The organism is Pseudomonas botevensis (assembly GCF_019145475.1).
GTDB lineage: Bacteria > Pseudomonadota > Gammaproteobacteria > Pseudomonadales > Pseudomonadaceae > Aquipseudomonas > Aquipseudomonas botevensis.
Genome location: NZ_JAHTKI010000042.1, coordinates 1 through 16,700 on the forward strand (window position 1 = coordinate 1; position 16,700 = coordinate 16,700).

Sequence of the window (16,700 nt, forward strand, 5' to 3'; positions counted from 1 at the left end):
TTACCTTTTTGGCGTCTGAAAAAGGTGACTCGCCGTCAGGGCGAAACCATAAGAAGCCGTTACCGCAGCAACGGATATTCCCCCCAACCCCCAAGAACCTGGTCGGCCCAAAGGCCGCCAAGACCAAAAAGCGCAACCACAAAAAAGCCCCTCAAAAGAGGGGCTCTTGCAAAGCTCAACCAGACATCAAGTCATCTGAATGATGGTCTGCATGATAGTGCTCTGAGTCGAAATGGTCTTGGCGTTCGCCTGATAGTTGCTCTGGCCCTTGATCAGGTCCACCAGCTCATTGGTCAGGTTGACGTTCGACTCTTCCAGCGAGTTGGAAACCACCGAACCCAGCGTGCCGGTTTCCGGCGCATCGTAGCCCGGGATACCCGAAGCGAAGGTTTCTTTCCAGGAGGTGCCGCCGATAGGCTGCAGGCCTTGCTCGTTGGTGAAGCTGGCCAGTGCGACCTGGCCGATGGCCTTGCTCTCGTTGTTGCTGAAGTTGGCGAACAGCGTACCGGTGCCGTCGATGGTCAGGTTGGTGATCTGGCCGGTGGCGTAACCATCCTGAGTCGGAATCGAACGGGCGGTATCAGCGTTGAACTGAGTGGTCTTGGCCATGGAGATCGTAATGCCGGCCGGGTTCGCGGCAGCGCCGTTAGCCGTCCAGACACCGTTGGTGACAGTACCAGGCACCCAGCCAGTGAACTTCAAGTCGCTGCTGATGACCGGACCGGAAGCACTCGGGGTGCTGACCTGAGTCAACTTGCCTGCGGTGTCAAAAGTCAGCGTCGAAGCGACCGGAGGGGTAGCCGCAGCGGTTGGATCACTGCCATCCGGGTTGCGACCATCGACCAGGGTGTAAACCTTCCAGGTGTTGGAACCGGTTTTCACCATGTACTGATCCATGCTGTGCTGGTTGCCCTGGCTGTCGTAGATCGGCGTGCTGAACGACTTGGTGTAGGTTTCAGTCTTGGACGGATCGAATTTGCCGGCCGCAACGGTGTCATCGATCACCGCAGCCGTCGAGTTCAGGTTGATGGTCGAACCCACCAGCGAGGTGGACTTCGGCGCCAGGTTCGAGGTGTCGATTTTCAGGTCGGTCAACACACCGTTGATGATCTTGCCGTTGGCATCCACACCGTAGCCTTGCAGGCGCGAGGTGTAATCGGTGTTGGTGATGAAGCCATCTTTATCGACCTTGAACGTACCGGCACGGGTGTAGGACACCGAACCGTTGTTGCTCAGGGTGAAGAAGCCCGAACCGTTGATCCCCATGTCCAGCACGTTGCCGGTGTTGTTGATGTCACCCTGGGTGAACTGCTGGGAAACGTTCGCCAGGCGCACGCCGTTGCCGATGACCTTGCTGCCGCTGCCCAGGCGAGTCGCCGAGTAGACGTCTTCGAATTCGGTGCGCGAGGATTTGAAACCGGCGGTCGCGACGTTGGCGATGTTGTTGCCGGTCACGTCCAGTTGTTTGTTGGCTGCATAGAGACCGCTAAGGCCGATATTGAAAGACATATTCCACTCCTTTGTGCCGGTTGGTCGGCTCTATATACCAATGGTTTGTACTTTGGACAGGGCAACGGTGCCCTTGCCGGACAGGTTGAGCATCAGCTCGCCACCGGTCTGGCTGATGGTCACGCTGTTGACCGTGGCCGGCAGATAGGTCGCCATATCCGTCGAGGTGCCGTTGATCGAGGCGTTGGCCTTGACGGTGTAAGTACCGGTCTTGACCAGATTGCCGTCCTTGTCCTTGCCGTCCCAGGTGAAGCTCGCACTGCCGGCAGCGCGGCTGCCCAGGTCGATGGTACGAATGACGGCGCCGGTGCTGTCGCTGATCGAGACGGTTCCGCCGGCAATCGACGACGGCACGGTGACCGAACCGGTCATGCCTTTGCTTGGATCGTCCAGCTGAACGGTGTTGGTCTGCACGATCACGTTGCGACCCACCAGCGACGAGGCCTGCAGCGCCTGCGACGAGTTGTAGTTGCCCGCCAGCGAGCTGACCGTGCTGTTGAGCGTGGTGATGCCTTCAAGGCTACTGAACTGCGCCAACTGCGCAACGAACGCGCTGTTGTCCTGCGGGTCGAGCGGGTTCTGGTTTTTCAGCTGGGTCACCAGCAGTTGCAGGAACGCGTCCTTGCCCAGGGCCTGGCCGCCGGTCGAGCTGTTGGTGGCCGACGCAATGCCATCGCTGGTCGAACCGGTCTTTTTCGACGAGTTCGCCAGGATATCGGTCATGCTCAGGCTGCTGGTGGTATCAGTAACACTCATGGCAGTCGCCCCTTATCACTGACCGAGGGTCAGTACCTTCTGCATCATGGTTTTGGCGGTGTTCATCATTTCGGCGTTGGTCTGGAACGACCGGCTCGCGGAGATCATGTCAGCCATTTCTTCGACCACATTGACGTTCGGGTAGTAGACATAACCCTTGGCGTCGGCCGCCGGATGATTGGGCTCGTAACGCGCTTCGAGGTTGCTCTGGTCTTCGACCACGCCGAGCACCTGCACGCCCTGGCCTGCGGCGTCCTGATTCTGGAACAGCGAGTCGCTGCCGCCGCTCTGGCCGCCCTGGAACATGGTGGCGAATACCGGGTGACGGGCGCGGTAGGTCTGGTCGATGCTCGACGAGACGGTCTCGGCGTTGGCGATGTTCGACGCCACGGTGTTCAGACGGGTGTTCTGGGCGCTCATGCCGCTGCCGGCAATGTTGAAAACGCTGGACAGGGACATGGATTACTCTCCGCGCAGGGCTGACACCAGCCCTTTGAATTTGCTGTTGAGCAGGGTGAAGCTGGCCTGGAAGCCGACGGCGTTTTCTGCGTAGTTCGCCTGCTCCAGTTGAGCGTCAACGGTGTTCTGGTCGATCGAAGGCTGCATCGGCGTGCGATACATCAGCGACTCATCGCCATTGCCCAGGCCTTCAGCTTCGATGTGACGGCTGTTGGTCATGTTCAGGGCAATCGTGCCGTTGTTGTTCTTCTGGCTCTGTGCTTCGAGCACTTTGGAGAAGTCCAGGTCCCGAGCCTTGTAGTTCGGGGTATCGGCGTTGGTGATGTTGTTGGCCAGGACTTCGGCACGCTGGGCGCGGAAGCCCAGGGCTTTTTCGTGAATACCGAGCGCTTTATCGAAGCTGATGCTCATGTCGGGAACCTTCAGGTGACCGGAGTTTTTCGTAACAGGGCTATAGCAAGCGGCGTGCCAATTCAAAAAAGCCCCGGATTGCGGGGCTTTGCTGCAAGTCGGCAACGCGGCAATGCCAGAAAAGCGGCAACCGGCTTCCGCTCAATGCCGCTTTTCTGCCGCCAATGAGCGGCAGGCATAAAAAAACGGGAGTCCCTGAGGACTCCCGTTTCTTTTGTGTTGCCGCGATCAGTCACTTCGCCTGGTAGATGATCCCAGGGCTGCACTGGACCATCTGGTAATGGTCCGGCAAACCGTTCAGCGCCTCGGAAGCGCCGAGGAACAGATAACCGCCCGGCTTCAGCGTGCTGTGGATGCGCAACAGGATGTCTTTCTTCACCTCGGCGGAGAAGTAGATCAGCACGTTGCGGCAGAACACGATGTCGAACTTGCCGAGGCTGGCGTAGCTGTCGAGCAGGTTGAACGAGCGGAATTCCACACGGCTGCGGATCGGCGCCTTGACTACCCAGCGCCCCGGCCCTTTCGGGTCGAAGTAACGTTGCAAACGATCAGCCGACAAACCACGGCCGATTGCCAGGCTGTCGTATTCGCCGGTCTTGCAGTTGGTCAGCATGCTGCCCGACAGATCGGTGGCAACGATCTGCACGCCCATCTTCAACTGACCGAGGTTGGTCCGTTCGAACTCATCGATCGCCATCGACATCGAATAGGGTTCCTGACCCGACGAGCAGGCCGCCGACCAGATCCGCAGACGCTGGTTGGGGCTGGCCTTGATCGCTTCGGGCAGGACCTTGTTCTTCAAGACTTCAAACGGATAGGTGTCGCGAAACCACAGGGTTTCGTTGGTCGTCATGGCATCGACCACCTGCTCGCGCAAACCGCTGCGCGGCTGGGTCTGGATGCGCTGGACCAGCTCACCCAGCGACTTGATGCCCTGCTGCTCCATCAGTTTGTTGAGACGGCTCGACACCAGGTACTGCTTGTTTTCACCGAGCAAAATGCCACAGGCCTTTTCCAGGAAGACCCGGAACTGTTCGAAATCCAAATTACCCGTAGACAAATGATGCCGCCTCTTAAATCGTGTTGACCGCCAGGGACGAAAGGTCCCTAGCTGATATCTGCTGCTTTGATCCGGTCGACTACCCGGGATGCCAGGTCATCAGGACGGAATTTGGCCAGGAAGTCATCGGCACCGACTTTCTTGACCATCGCCTGGTTGAACACACCCGACAACGAAGTATGCAGGATGATATGAAGCTTTTGCATGCGAGGATCGCTGCGGATCTCGGCCGTCAGGGTGTACCCGTCCATCTCCGGCATCTCGATGTCGGAAATCATCATCAGGAACTCTTCTTCCGGCTTCTTGCCCTCGTCGACCAGTTTGCGCAGGTAATCCAGCGCTTGCCGGCCGTCGTTCAGCGCCACCACTTCGACACCCACTGTCTGCAGGCAACGCGTCACCTGCTTGCGCGCCACCGACGAGTCATCGACCGTCAGCACCCGCAATGACAATGCCTTGCTCTGGGTCTCGACATCCACCACGCCGACCGAAATCGCTTCCGGCGTCGGCGCGACTTCCGCCAGCACCTTCTCGACGTCGATGATTTCGACTAACTGATTGTCCACCCGAGTCACAGCGGTCAGGTAGTGGTCGCGCCCGGTGCCCTTGGGCGGCGGATGGATCTCTTCCCAGTTCATGTTGACGATGCGTTCCACCGAGCGCACCAGGAAACCCTGGGTCTTGGTGTTGTATTCCGTGATGATCACGAACGGATTGTTCTTGTCTTTCAAAGCACCGGAGCCGGTCGCCATTGCCAGATCAAGGATCGGAATGGTCGCCCCCCGGATATTCGCCACCCCGCACACGACAGGACTGGACTTGGGCATCAACGTCAGTTGCGGGCATTGCAGCACTTCCCGAACCTTGAACACGTTGATCCCGTAGAGCTGCTGGCCGTCGAGACGGAACAACAGCAGCTCCAGGCGATTCTGCCCTACCAGTTGCGTGCGCTGGTTCACCGAATCCATTACACCAGCCATGCCCAGACTCCTACCCAACGCCAAGTGTTGTTGCGACGCACATTCATTGCTAAACGGCACGGCGCTTGCTTTTTAACTCGTATGAACACTCAAACGACATTTTTCCGACGCCTGACATCCCCAGCCCGCAGATGGCTTTGCGCGGTGTCGGCCGTTTGCATTTTCTACCCGGGCAGCCCTGCCGTTGCTGATACGGTTACCTTGCCTGACATGCTTATCGGCGTCACTCAGGGCTTTCTTGAATTCACCGTAGAAGACTATCTGGCTACCAGTCAAACGGAAGGTCGCTATGAAATCGAGGTGAACCAGCTCGATCCACGCATGCGCATGCCTATGTGCGACAAGGAATTGACAGCGACCCTGGAGAGTCCGGCACGTCCTCTGGGCCGGGTGACGGTCAAGGTCAGATGCGACGGCGCCTCGCCCTGGACAGTGTTCGTGCCCGCTCAAGTCCGGCTGTTTCGCGAGATTGTGACGACCACTCGTCCGCTCAAGCGCGCCGGCATCATCGAGCCTCAGGACGTGACCTTGCGTGAACGCGACGTCAGCCAGATCAATCAGGGATTCCTGACGTCGGTGGATCAGGCGATCGGGCAAAAATTGACCCGACCAACGGTCGCCGACCAGGTGATTACCCTGGTGCATCTGGAACAGGCGGAAGTCGTGCGCAAGGGCGATCAGGTGGTCATCACCGCGCGCAGCGGCACACTGGCGGTACGGATGCCCGGCGAAGCCCTTGCCAACGGCGGCTTGAAGGAACAGATTCGCGTGAAAAACCTTAATTCGCAACGGGTCATCAAGGCGCAAGTCACCGCGCCGGGCCAGGTGGAAGTGGCTATGTGAGCGACGTGGACAGAGGCCCTGCAGAAAACTGGCGCCGGCCTGCGTCGTTCCCTAAACTGTGGCTCATCTGCAGCGAGCGCTGACGCGCGCAAGCTCATTGATAAATGAGCCTAAAGTTTTATCGGGTATGGCCGAAAACATGGCAAGCGTCCAAATACCCAGAGGTTTTTATCATGGTCATCGATTTCAGCCGTTTGAACAGCTCCTCGTCACTTACGGGCAGTACACGTACCAGCACGCCTAAGGAAACCGCCGAAACCGGCACTTCCGCGCCGCTGAATACCCCGGCCGAACAGGCCAGTGCCGCAAAAAGCGGGGAATCGGTACACCTCAGCAATGAGGCTCAACAGTTGCAGAAGGTCACTGACAAGCTGCGCGATCAGCCTGCCGTCGACAAAGCCCGCGTGGCCGAGTTGAAAGCAGCGATTGCCGATGGCAGCTATAAAGTCGACAGCAACCGTGTAGCCAGCAAACTGCTCAACTTCGAAGCCCAGCGCTAGGCCCCGGTCTGCGCCAGGCTTTTGGACGCTTAAAACCCAAGGCCAGCCATGCACGACACTACTTTATTGCAACTGATCACCGACGATTTTGCTCCAGCTCAACAACTGCTGGAGTTGCTGCAAGTCGAATCCCTCGCCTTGCACGGTCGTGACATGCCGCAACTCGAAGACATCCTGGCACGCAAACAGGCGCTGATCATTCAGTTGGAGCAGCGCGGCCGCAAACGCAGCGAAGTCCTCGCCAGCCTCAACCTGCCGATCAATCGTCAGGGCCTGGAGCAACTGGCCAGCCAGTCGAGCATCGGCGACCAGTTGCTGGCCCAGAGCGACGTGCTCACCGACCTGATTGCCCAGTGCCAGGCGGCCAACGTCAAGAACGGCCAGTCGATCGTGATTCAGCAGGCTGCGACGGCTAATCAGCTGAAAATCCTCACCGGCGGTGAGCCTCCTGCGCTCTACGATGCCAGTGGCACCTTCTCCAAACTGCAGAAACCGCGCGCGCTCAGCCAGGCGTGATTGTTTCTTCTATGCTTGCGCCCTATCAACGCATGAAACATGCTGGCAAAATACTGGCCAGCCGTAGTCAAATTTTGTCTGGAGATTGATTCAACGTGTCCAACGTCCTCAGCGCGGATGATGCTCCGCAGCCACCAAAGGTGCTTACCACACCTCTGGAAATCTCCAGCAACCTGCGCCAGTTGCAAGAAAGCCACGACCCGCTGGTCATCACCTTCCACGAACGCAGCCAGCGCTTTCAGAGCTATCTGATCAAAGTGGATCGTGACACCGCCACCATCGCCCTGGATGAAATGATCCCGCGCGACGGCGAGCGTTTCCTGCTCGCGGGCGAACCGTTCAAGGTTGAAGGCTTCCATGACGGCGTGCGTATCGCCTGGGAATGCACGGGCACGCTGAACATCGAAGAAACCACCGGCGACCGCTTCTACACCGGCGAACTGCCGACCGAAGTGGTTTACCACCAGCGCCGCAATGCCTTCCGCGCCGCGCTGAAGCTGACCGACCTGGTCAACGTCGAACTGGGCGGCGAAAAACTCAAGGCGCCGATTGGCGGCAAGCTGCTGGATATTTCCGCCACCGGCTGCAAACTGCGCTTCGAAGGCGACATCACCGGCCGCCTGCAACTGGGTCAGGTCTACGATCGCCTGATCGCCCCGCCGCTGTTCGGCAATCAACCGACATCGGTCGAACTGCGTTACCTGCACTTCGAAGAAAAACTCAACATCACCTTCGCCGGCCTGCGCTTCCACAACATCAGCGGCCAGGCCGCACGCAACGTCGAACGCTTCGTTTATCAGTTGCAGCGCGAGGCACGTCGCTTCGATAAAGACGACTTCTGATCGCCGCGCGATAAAAAAACGGGCAGTCACTTGCGGTGACTGCCCGTTTTTTATGCCCGGTGCTTTTCAGGGAAAAGGCCTGGCGTCACTGATGTCAGGTACCGGTTTGTCTTTGTCAGCTTCAACCTCAGGCTCCTCCGACGGCTCCGGCTCAGGTGCCGGTTCAGTCACCGTGGTCTGCATCTGCTCCTGCACCACCTGCTCGTCGACCCGAGGATCGAGCGCCGCCACCAGCGGCGAACTGGACATGCTGTCCGGCATCGCCACGTGATGCAGTGGCGCATCATCGACCTGATGCAGATTGGTCACGGCTTTCGGCCGGATCCGCCACACCAGCACCAGCGCGAAAAAGGTGAAGAACGCATACAGGCTCTGACTGCCGAACAGCTTCATCAGAACGCCAGCGGCCAGCGGCCCGATACTTGCGCCGACGCCGTAAGTCACCAGCAGCATCGCCGTCAGCGATACCCGCCGATCACCCTCGACGTGGTCGTTGGAGAACGCCACCGCCAGCGGATACAGGCAGAACTGCACCAGCGAACACAGGAAGCCGACACCAAACAACACCTCCAGCGGCACCTTCGGCAGAATCGCCAACGGCAACGCCGCCACGGCCAGAATCCCGGCAAAGCTGCGAATCAGCACCGCCCGATCATAACGGTCGGACAACCAGCCCAACGGCCACTGCACCAGTAACCCGGCAAAAATGCAGGTCCCCATGAACAGACCGACCTGCTCGGTGGACAGCCCCTGCTGCGAGGCATACAACGGCGCCAGACCGTAGAACGAACCGATGATCAGACCCGCGCCCAGCACCGTACTCAACGACTGCGGCACGCGCTTGATGAAAAACCGCGGCTCCATCGGCGCCGGATGCAGCGGTGCCGGGTGAATCCGCCGGGTCAGCGCCACCGGCACCAGACACAACGCAAAGCACAGCGCGACCAGCATCAGCAGCTCCAGGCCCAGGCCCGGGTGCATGACCAGAATCAATTGACCCAGCACCAGCCCCAGATACGAAGCGATCATGTAGCCGCTGAACACCATGCCGCGCTGGTTGGCGTCAGCCTGCTCGTTGAGCCAGCTCTCGATCACCATGTACTGGCACATCATGCCGAGGCCGACGATGGTCCGCAGCACCAGCCATGCTGGCAGCCAGTCCACCAGACCATGACCGAGCACCGCCGCGCCGACGATCCCGGCACAAGCCGAATAGGCGCGGATGTGCCCGACCCGGGCGATCAGCCGATGGCCGATCTTGCCGCCCAGCACCAGGCCGAAATAGTTGGCCGCCATCAAGGCACCGACCCACAGTCCGTCGACGTGGTCGGCCGCCAGGCGCAATGCCAGATAAGTGCTCAACAGGCCCGAGCCGATCAACATCATCAGCGAGGCGAAATACAACGCTCGAAAGGATTTCCAGATCTTGTGCATCAGCGCTCCGAGCGGCTCCTTGCAATCAGTATCGGGCTAACGGAACGATAGCCCGATGGCAACGGTTCGTCAGGCCTGGGCGGCTAGAACACGACGCTCCCAGGGAGTGATTTCGTCAAAGAAACTGGTCAGTTCCATGGTTTTCGAAGCGATGTAGCCTTCGATGAACTCGGCGCCGAACAGTTCCTTGGCCAACGGGCTGCGCTTCAGACGCTCGATCGCGGCGTGCAAGGTACACGGCAACGAAAGGTTGTCCGGCACGTCGAACTCGCCCTGGATCGGCTCGCTCGGCTCCAGTTGATGCTCAATGCCGTACAGGCCGGCCGCAAGGCTCGCGGCAATCGCCAGATACGGGTTGGCATCGGCGCCCGGCAAGCGGTTCTCGACCCGACGCGCGACCGGCGAACTGGCCGGAATGCGCAGCCCCGCCGCCCGGTTGTCGTGGGACCAGCACGCGTTGTTCGGCGACGCGAACGGATGACACAGGCGCTGGTAGGAGTTGACGTTCGGCGCAAACAACGCGGTGAAGTCCGCCATGCCCGCCTGCTGCCCGCCGATGAAATGGCGGAACATCGCAGTCGGTTGACCGTGCGCATCATTGAATACGTTCTTGCCACTGCCGATTTCGACGATGCTCTGGTGGATGTGCATCGAACTGCCCGGCGTGTGCGCCAGGGGCTTGGCCATGCACACCACGGTCAGGCCATGCTTGAGCGCGACTTCCTTGAGCAGGTGCTTGAACAGAAAGGTCTGGTCGGCCAGCAACAGCGGATCACCGTGCAGCAGGTTGATCTCGAACTGGCTGACGCCCATTTCGTGCATGAAGGTGTCGCGCGGCAGGCCCAGGGCCGCCATGCATTTATAGACTTCACTGAAGAACGGCCGCAGCCCGCTGTTGGAGCTGACGCTGAATGCCGAGTGACCGTCCTCGCGGCGACCGTCGCGGCCCACTGGCGGCTGGAACGGCTGGGTCGGATCGGTGTTCGGGGCGAAGACAAAGAATTCCAGCTCGGTCGCCACCACCGGCGCCAGGCCTCGGGCGGCGTAGCGGGCGATGACTTTCTTGAGCTGACCGCGTGTCGACAGGTTCGAGCTTTCGCCGGTCAGTTCGTCGGCGTCACAGATCGCCAGGGCGCGTGGCTCGTCGGCCCAGGGCAGCGGATGAATCTGCGCAGGATCGGCCACCAGTGCCAGATCGCCGTCATCGCTGCCGTAGAATTTCGCGGCAGGATAGCCGCCCATGATGCATTGCAGCAGCACCCCCCGGGCCAACTGCAAACGCCGACCTTCGAGGAAACCCTCGGCGGTCATCACCTTGCCCCGTGGCACGCCGTTCAAATCCGGCGTGACACATTCAATCTCATCAATGCCCGTCAATCGCTGCGCGAGTGAACGCTGGCCATCGGTTGTCATGACGCAATCCTTGTTATTGTGCGAGCCGCGAACGGCGACCCGACAACATAGGCATCAGCCGCGCGGAAATTCAAGCCGCGCCAAACAAAAACCCAAACGACACGAACGACTTATACGCAGACAGCGTCAGGGCAGGTAGAGACTGAACACTCCGCCGCCCAACGGCCCGCCATTGCGGATCTCGGTACGCCCGCCAATGCCGTTGCGCTGATGCAGCGCCGCGATACGCCCCGCAAAGTACAGGCCCAGCCCGGTGCTGCCGCTGCTGTGATTGATGCCCTGCACATATTCGGACTGCCGCTCGAGCATGTCCGCCGGATAACCGTCGCCATCATCGTTGATGCTCAGCACCAGTTGCCCGGCTTCGTCGCTGACAGTGATCAGCAGCGATTCGCGGGCATAGCGGATCGCGTTGTTGATGCAGTTACCCAGCACCGAGGCGATCAGTTCACGGTCGAAGAAACCCAGCGGGCTCAGCGGATCGACTTCATAAGTGGCGATGATCCCGCGACTGGCGAACACTTCCTGATGCGCCGCCAGCTGTGCCTCGATGAAGTCGTCCAGCTCGTGATAGGCCGGCTGCAGCGGCATCTGGTTCACGCCGAGCTTATACAGCCCGAGCAACTGCACCAGCATGCCGTTGAGATGGGCGAACTCGAAGTCGATCACGCCCTGCTCCGCGCCTTCGCGCTGCGCTTCGGGCAGGCGTGCGAGCCATTGGCTGTGGGCCTGGGTCAGCATCGCCAGGGAGTTCTTCATGTCATGCACGGTGGAGGCGATCACCGTGGAGAAATCCAGTGCCTGCTCGTCTTGGTTCATTCGCCAAACGCCTTGCTTTTCAGCTTCTGATAACGCGGATAACGCGCGTCGGTGTCGGGCATCAGGCCGACCGTTTTCAGGCAGGCCCGACATTCTTCCAGCTCCGCCGACGGCACACTGGTGTCGGTGCCGTGCAGCAGCGATTGCGCCATGTTCAGCGCAATACTGATGTTCTTCGGTTGCATCTTCAGCGCCTTGCGGAACACCTCGCGGGCCTCCACCAGATTGCCGGTCTTGTACACCCGCACACCCTGCCGGTTGAGATCGGCGGCAGCGTTGCTCGAACTGAGGATAGCCGGGTCATCGGTGAGCTTGGCGATGTCTTTCATCACCGCCGGGTCATCGCCGTAGATTTCCGCACAGCTCTTGAGCATCGACGTACCGGCCTCGGCCTGGCCGAGCATCTGCAATTGCTTGGCGACCAGCAATGCCGCTTCCGGACTCATGAACTGCTCCATGCCGTCGAGGCGCATCAGCGCCTGTTCGGTGAGCTTGTCGGCGGTTTCGGCATCGTTGAGCAGCAGACTGGTGGCTTTCATCAGGCGCGCGCGAATCTGCAGGCCGGGGTCGGTCGGGTTTTCCTTGGCCACCGCGCTGAGGGTGGTGTTGATCTCCAGCCGCGTGCGGGTGTCGAGGCCGCGCTCGCTGCCCTTGCTGATCAACGCATGCGCCAGGCCCAGGTTGCTTTCCGGATCCTTGAACCGCGACTGCGCCCCCTGCGTCACTGCCTGACGATAGGCACGCGAGGCGGTATCGAAATCTTCGTTGGCCATCGCCAGCTTGCCGAGCAACGCCTGACGACGTACCGCCAGCGGCGACAGGCGAATCGCCTCTTCGAGCACTTGCTGCGCGCCCTTGGTATCGCCCTCGGAAACCAGCACGTCGGCCATGCCGTCATACAGCGCCGGCATCATCGGGAACACCTTCAAGGCTTTTTCGTACACGCCCTTGGCCTGCGCCACTTGCCCACGCTTGAACAGCAACTTGCCCAGCCCGGCAAACGCCCACGGCAACGGCCGATCGGCAATGATGCTGTCGTAGAGGCGTTCGAGCGCCTCGTTCTGGTTCATGTCACGCAGCGCATCGGCGCGGTAACGCAGGCACAGCGGCGAATAGCGGATGTCCTGCTTGCACAGGGCGATGCAGGCATTGAGCACCTCGACCGGTTTACCCCGGTCGAGGGCTTGCAGAATCGGTTTGAGCAACGTCTTGCGCTGCTCCAGACGCTCCAGGCGCTGAGCCAGCCCGGAACGGTTGAACGGCTTGGTCAGATAGGCATCCGGCTCATGCTCCAGGGCACTGAGCACCATCGCCTGGCTGGTCTCGGCGGTGACCATCACGAACACTGCTTCGTGACTGATCAACTTTTCCAGCATCAAGTCTTCCAGCACCTGCTGGCCGTTTTTCTTGCCGTCGCCGAGATGGAAATCCTGCAGGATGAAATCATAGGACTTCTGCGAACACATCTTCAGCGCCTGCTCACCGGTGTCGGCGGTATCCACATCCTTGACGCCCAACTCACGCAACATCGAGCGCACGGAACTGCGAAAATCCGAGAAATCATCGACGATCAGAAAACTCTTTTGGTGATACGACGACATCGAGCATTTCCAGGCAATTGAAGAGGATGGACCGAGGGCTTTCCACAGGCGCGCAGATGATAGCTGGAGGCCAAATGCTATCAAGCGATTTCGTGCGACTCTGAAGTCACCGAATGGGTTATCGGCCGGAACAGGGGTTCTCTTGAAGCGGGGTTCAAGATTCGTTGCGTGGGGATTACTCTGCGCGGCTGTTTTGGTTTTTCAACGTCAGGGATTGAATTGTGTATAGCAAGGGACGCTACATCGTGTCGGTGATTACGCTGGTGTTTGCCCAACTCGCACCGGCGGCGGGAATGGACTGCAGCAAAGCGGCGAGTGCTGTCGAGAATACGATTTGCGCGCAAAAGCCGCTGTATGAACTGGATGTGCAGATGGGGACGGCTTACCAAACGCTGATGAGCGTCGTCGCCGAGGAACGCTCCGAACTCAAGAAAGCTCAACGCCAATGGCTGAAAACCCGCACCGAATGCGCTGACGACGTCGGTTGCCTGGAACAAAGCTACCGGGATCGTTTACAGGCTCTGCGCGCGCAATGGATTGCAACCATCACTTTCCAGCCCGACGACCTCGACAAACAGGTCATGGAAGATCTGCGACAACGCGTTATGGATTTGCGCAAAAGCAATCCGGAGTTTGCACTGGAGCGCGCGCTTGGCACTCTGGCCTACAGCCAGAACGAAAGCGGATTTTTTGCCGAACTGGATAGCGATGAACATCCACTCTTTCCCAAGGCGATGCCAAAGGGGGTTACCCAAGACGAATGGAACGCGCTCATCGCCTCCAACATCACGGGAGCTGCCGAGTCGGGAGAAACCAATTACACCCTTATGGACTTGAATGGTGACGGTCAGCGTGACCTCATCGTTGAAACCTATTCCGGCGGCACGGGGATGTTTCATTTCACCGAGACCTATCGGCGCGTCCACAACCGATTTATCAAGACAGCACGGGAACCTGAGTCCAGCACCGATAGCTCGCTTTTCTACACCAATGATCGCGGCGCGAATCAATCGGCAACCTGGATCAAGGCTCGCGCAAAGGTCTACCTCGCCTATCGAAACAGTTTCTACGGTGTTGATACGGTCTATCTGCTCGATCCTCTGAAGATCAACAACCTCGTACCCACGATGATGGTTCACTACGACTACCAATTGACGGTTCCCCGCACTCAATACATCGAGGAAGGTAACAAGACTTACAAACTGGAACCTGGGCTGCACACAGCGCTGACCAAGGCTTTGATCAACGTGAATAGCCCGGCGCCCGAAGTGGCCAGCCAAGGGCGAGCGCCGATCTGCCCTATTCCATCGTCCGCCAAAGACAACGAGAGCTACTACGGGTTTGGTGCGGGTTACTACGTGGAAGAACCTGTCGCCGATATAGCGGTGACCATTGGCAAGGATTGCTTCGTCGCAAGACTGATCAACTGGTACGGACGTTATGACGAAAAGAGCGGGCTACCCGCGTTACTGATGCTGCGTAAACCCGACTCGGAAGATCCGGAACGGAGTTACTCGGTCAACGGACGTCGGCACATCACTCAGATCAGCACATCGATCGGGAAGGCTGAAAACGGGGCTGAAAGCAACTGAAAAATACAAAAAAGCCCCGCCAGACTTCTCTGCGCGGGGCTTTTCAATAGATGGTGTCCCAGGGCAGGTTCGAACTGCCAACCTTCCCCTTAGGAGGGCTACTCAAACCCCAACAATCACTGACAAAACCCCGTATTTATTGGGCTTTTCGTCCGGTTGTATCCGTGAAAACGACGCCGTATAGTTCTTTTTGCACCCACCATGCACCCATGGGAACAAATTGAAAGAGAAGCTCACCGCCAAGCTGCTGGCGTCCCTGCAGATAACCGGCCACGAACATGAGGTCCACGATACCACCGTCGGCGGTCTGTTCGTGCGCGTCACTGCCGCCGGCGCCAAGTCCTATGTAGTGACCTGGGTCAGGGGCCGCAAGAAGACCTTGGGTCGCATTGGCATACTGACGTTGGAGCAAGCGCGAGCGGAGGCTACTCAATATCTTGCGGAGGCAAGAACTCTAGGGGAACCGCTAGCCGTCACCCAAGGACGAAGAGGAACCACCCTGCCCTCCTTGCGGGAGTTTATCGACGACACCTATATGCCCTGGTTCAAGACGCACCATAAGGGGCATGAGAAAACTCTGCATACGCTCGACAACAACTTCGAGGCGATCATGCCTCAGCGGCTCGACGCGATCACCGGCCGCGACCTGGACCAAATCCGCACCGGATGGATGCAGTCGGGCAACCAGCCGTCGACGGTCAACCGGAAGATGGGCTCTATCAGCGGTGTATTCAGTAGAGCCGTTGAATGGGAGTACATCGATGCCCACCCGATGGATAGGCTCAAAGCCTTAAAAGTCGACTCGATGGGACTGGTCCGCTACTTAGATGCTGAAGAGACAAAACGGCTCCGGGAAGCACTGGACGCCCGCCAAGACGAAGCGCGGGCGGAGCGTGAGAGTGCGATCGCGGTAAGGAGCTAATGCCGAGCTTGCTGCAGATCCCATTCACCGACCACCTAAAGCCTATGGTTCTGGTATCGCTGAATGCCGGCATGAGGCGCGGAGAGCTGTTCGACCTGAAATGGTCCTCGGTGAACTTCCAAACGAAGACGATCACCGCCGTCGGCGCCACCACCAAAACAAGCGACACACGACACATCCCGTCGTCGATTGGTTGCCTTGGACTGCCGCGGGTTACTGCCGTGAATGCGCGCGCTCGCTCCGTCCAGATCTGATAGCAATCTTCGAAAGCTCGCGAAGGAGGGGTTGATACCCTGATGGAAAAAGGCACCACCCCGTTGCAGGGTAGTGCCTTCGATACCACGAAGCTTTCGTAGTTTGTCAGTCGATTTCTGTAGGAGCGAACTTCTCTGCTCCGGCACGTAGCGAACGCAGACCAATCACCGCAGCACGGGCCACTCGGTCGATGAATCCCGTTTCCAGACTTGTGCAGCGCCCTCCCATACCCACGATCGCGAATTGGATCGCATGGAACGCCTCTGTTTCGTCGTGAGCAGCCAGTTCGGAAATCTCGACATCGAAGTAAGCGATACCCTTTTCCCAGTCTCCAGGCACGCCGTAGTTGTACCGAGGCCAATTGATGAGCCGGCCGGCATCATCGCGTTTGGTGAAGCTCAGGTCCCCCCGTGATCGGATAGCGGCGCTCATTGGACCACCTCCACCGCGTCGAGCGCCTTCTGCATCTGTTCGACTTCACTATCGACGTAGTTCGCCCAGTCGTAGCCAAGGAAACTCCCGAGGCTGGCCAGCTCTTCGATGTCGTGCGACTTGCCGTGCTTCAAATCCTTCGCGATGGCGTTGAACAACACGCGCATATTACTGATGCGTTCGTGTGTGGCACGATAGGCCGCCGTCTATCGGCGGCCTGCTTCCACTGCTCTCGAGCCAAGCCAAGCCAAGCCAAGCCAAACGATTAAAAAAAGGGATTCGGAATGACGAAACTGTTCGCGGAGCGGTTCGGTGAACTTTGTAGTGGTCAACTAATCCCGGACACGACGTTAAGT

Annotated in this window: 20 protein-coding genes; 8 read left to right on the forward strand and 12 right to left on the reverse strand. The window is 59.0% G+C overall.

The window, feature by feature from the left end; translation table 11 throughout:
* Positions 1-203: hypothetical protein (locus KVQ74_RS28850; RefSeq protein ID WP_217834772.1), on the forward strand; the 203-nt coding region annotated here is incomplete at its 5' end.
* On the opposite strand, the gene flgE is transcribed toward KVQ74_RS28850, so the two are convergent.
* From flgE to KVQ74_RS28880, 6 genes are all read right to left on the reverse strand, one after another.
* Entirely contained in the window at positions 187-1,509 is a 1,323-nt protein-coding gene (gene flgE, locus KVQ74_RS28855) for a flagellar hook protein FlgE (protein WP_217834773.1), read from the reverse strand. The genes KVQ74_RS28850 and flgE overlap by 17 nt on opposite strands.
* Positions 1,510-1,539: 30 nt before the next feature.
* Positions 1,540-2,265: a flagellar hook assembly protein FlgD gene (gene flgD, locus KVQ74_RS28860; protein WP_217834774.1), complete on the reverse strand. Its 726-nt coding sequence runs from the start codon at positions 2,263-2,265 to the stop codon at positions 1,540-1,542.
* Positions 2,266-2,280: 15 nt separating this feature from the next.
* Positions 2,281-2,724, reverse strand: coding sequence for a flagellar basal body rod protein FlgC (flgC, locus tag KVQ74_RS28865; RefSeq protein ID WP_065258841.1), 444 nt, complete (start codon positions 2,722-2,724; stop codon positions 2,281-2,283).
* Between the two features lie 3 nt (positions 2,725-2,727).
* The gene (gene flgB, locus KVQ74_RS28870; protein WP_217834775.1) at positions 2,728-3,135 is read right to left on the reverse strand and encodes a flagellar basal body rod protein FlgB; all 408 of its coding nucleotides are present in this window, start codon (positions 3,133-3,135) and stop codon (positions 2,728-2,730) included.
* A 232-nt stretch (positions 3,136-3,367) separates the two neighbouring features.
* Positions 3,368-4,195, reverse strand: coding sequence for a protein-glutamate O-methyltransferase CheR (gene cheR, locus KVQ74_RS28875; protein WP_217834776.1), 828 nt, complete (start codon positions 4,193-4,195; stop codon positions 3,368-3,370).
* 47 nt (positions 4,196-4,242) lie between these two features.
* Complete coding sequence (locus KVQ74_RS28880) at positions 4,243-5,175, reverse strand: chemotaxis protein CheV (protein ID WP_217834777.1); 933 nt, start codon at positions 5,173-5,175, stop codon at positions 4,243-4,245.
* An 81-nt stretch (positions 5,176-5,256) separates the two neighbouring features.
* Here KVQ74_RS28880 and flgA point away from each other — a divergent pair, with 81 nt between their 5' ends.
* The 4 genes from flgA to KVQ74_RS28900 all read left to right on the forward strand — a co-directional run bounded on the left by flgA (position 5,257) and on the right by KVQ74_RS28900 (position 7,876).
* A complete protein-coding gene (gene flgA, locus KVQ74_RS28885; RefSeq protein ID WP_217834778.1) occupies positions 5,257-6,018 on the forward strand; it encodes a flagellar basal body P-ring formation chaperone FlgA in 762 nt (253 codons plus the stop codon).
* Positions 6,019-6,191: 173 nt separating this feature from the next.
* On the forward strand, positions 6,192-6,518 hold the full coding sequence (gene flgM, locus KVQ74_RS28890; RefSeq protein WP_217834779.1) for a flagellar biosynthesis anti-sigma factor FlgM: 327 nt from the start codon (positions 6,192-6,194) through the stop codon (positions 6,516-6,518).
* 48 nt (positions 6,519-6,566) lie between these two features.
* Positions 6,567-7,034 carry a flagella synthesis protein FlgN gene (locus KVQ74_RS28895; protein ID WP_217834780.1) on the forward strand — a complete coding sequence of 156 codons (468 nt, stop codon included), beginning with the start codon at positions 6,567-6,569 and terminating at the stop codon, positions 7,032-7,034.
* Positions 7,035-7,129: 95 nt separating this feature from the next.
* Positions 7,130-7,876, forward strand: a complete 747-nt coding sequence (locus KVQ74_RS28900) for a flagellar brake protein (protein WP_217834781.1) — start codon at positions 7,130-7,132, stop codon at positions 7,874-7,876.
* 66 nt (positions 7,877-7,942) lie between these two features.
* Here KVQ74_RS28900 and KVQ74_RS28905 read toward each other — a convergent pair whose 3' ends face one another.
* The 4 genes from KVQ74_RS28905 to KVQ74_RS28920 form a co-directional block, all read right to left on the reverse strand.
* Positions 7,943-9,310: an MFS transporter gene (locus KVQ74_RS28905; protein WP_217834782.1), complete on the reverse strand. Its 1,368-nt coding sequence runs from the start codon at positions 9,308-9,310 to the stop codon at positions 7,943-7,945.
* Between the two features lie 69 nt (positions 9,311-9,379).
* The gene (locus KVQ74_RS28910; protein ID WP_217834788.1) at positions 9,380-10,621 is read right to left on the reverse strand and encodes a glutamine synthetase family protein; all 1,242 of its coding nucleotides are present in this window, start codon (positions 10,619-10,621) and stop codon (positions 9,380-9,382) included.
* A gap of 228 nt (positions 10,622-10,849) precedes the next feature.
* A complete protein-coding gene (locus KVQ74_RS28915; RefSeq protein WP_217834783.1) occupies positions 10,850-11,542 on the reverse strand; it encodes a sensor histidine kinase in 693 nt (230 codons plus the stop codon).
* Positions 11,539-13,143: a tetratricopeptide repeat-containing response regulator gene (locus KVQ74_RS28920; protein WP_217834784.1), complete on the reverse strand. Its 1,605-nt coding sequence runs from the start codon at positions 13,141-13,143 to the stop codon at positions 11,539-11,541. Before KVQ74_RS28920 ends, KVQ74_RS28915 begins: the two co-directional genes overlap by 4 nt.
* A 245-nt stretch (positions 13,144-13,388) precedes the next feature.
* Between KVQ74_RS28920 and KVQ74_RS28925 the strand changes: the two genes are divergently transcribed.
* From KVQ74_RS28925 to KVQ74_RS29480, 3 genes are all read left to right on the forward strand, one after another.
* Positions 13,389-14,735, forward strand: coding sequence for a lysozyme inhibitor LprI family protein (locus KVQ74_RS28925; protein WP_318837897.1), 1,347 nt, complete (start codon positions 13,389-13,391; stop codon positions 14,733-14,735).
* Positions 14,736-14,955: 220 nt separating this feature from the next.
* A complete protein-coding gene (locus KVQ74_RS28930; protein WP_318837898.1) occupies positions 14,956-15,657 on the forward strand; it encodes an integrase family protein in 702 nt (233 codons plus the stop codon).
* On the forward strand, positions 15,657-15,911 hold the full coding sequence (locus tag KVQ74_RS29480; protein WP_318837899.1) for a tyrosine-type recombinase/integrase: 255 nt from the start codon (positions 15,657-15,659) through the stop codon (positions 15,909-15,911). The genes KVQ74_RS28930 and KVQ74_RS29480 overlap by 1 nt, the downstream gene beginning before the upstream one ends.
* 106 nt (positions 15,912-16,017) lie before the next feature.
* Here KVQ74_RS29480 and KVQ74_RS28935 read toward each other — a convergent pair whose 3' ends face one another.
* Together KVQ74_RS28935 and KVQ74_RS28940 are read right to left on the reverse strand one after the other, a co-directional pair.
* The gene (locus KVQ74_RS28935) at positions 16,018-16,344 is read right to left on the reverse strand and encodes a hypothetical protein (RefSeq protein ID WP_217834786.1); all 327 of its coding nucleotides are present in this window, start codon (positions 16,342-16,344) and stop codon (positions 16,018-16,020) included.
* The gene (locus tag KVQ74_RS28940; RefSeq protein WP_217834787.1) at positions 16,341-16,511 is read right to left on the reverse strand and encodes a hypothetical protein; all 171 of its coding nucleotides are present in this window, start codon (positions 16,509-16,511) and stop codon (positions 16,341-16,343) included. The genes KVQ74_RS28935 and KVQ74_RS28940 overlap by 4 nt, the downstream gene beginning before the upstream one ends.
* Positions 16,512-16,700 lie beyond the last annotated feature (189 nt).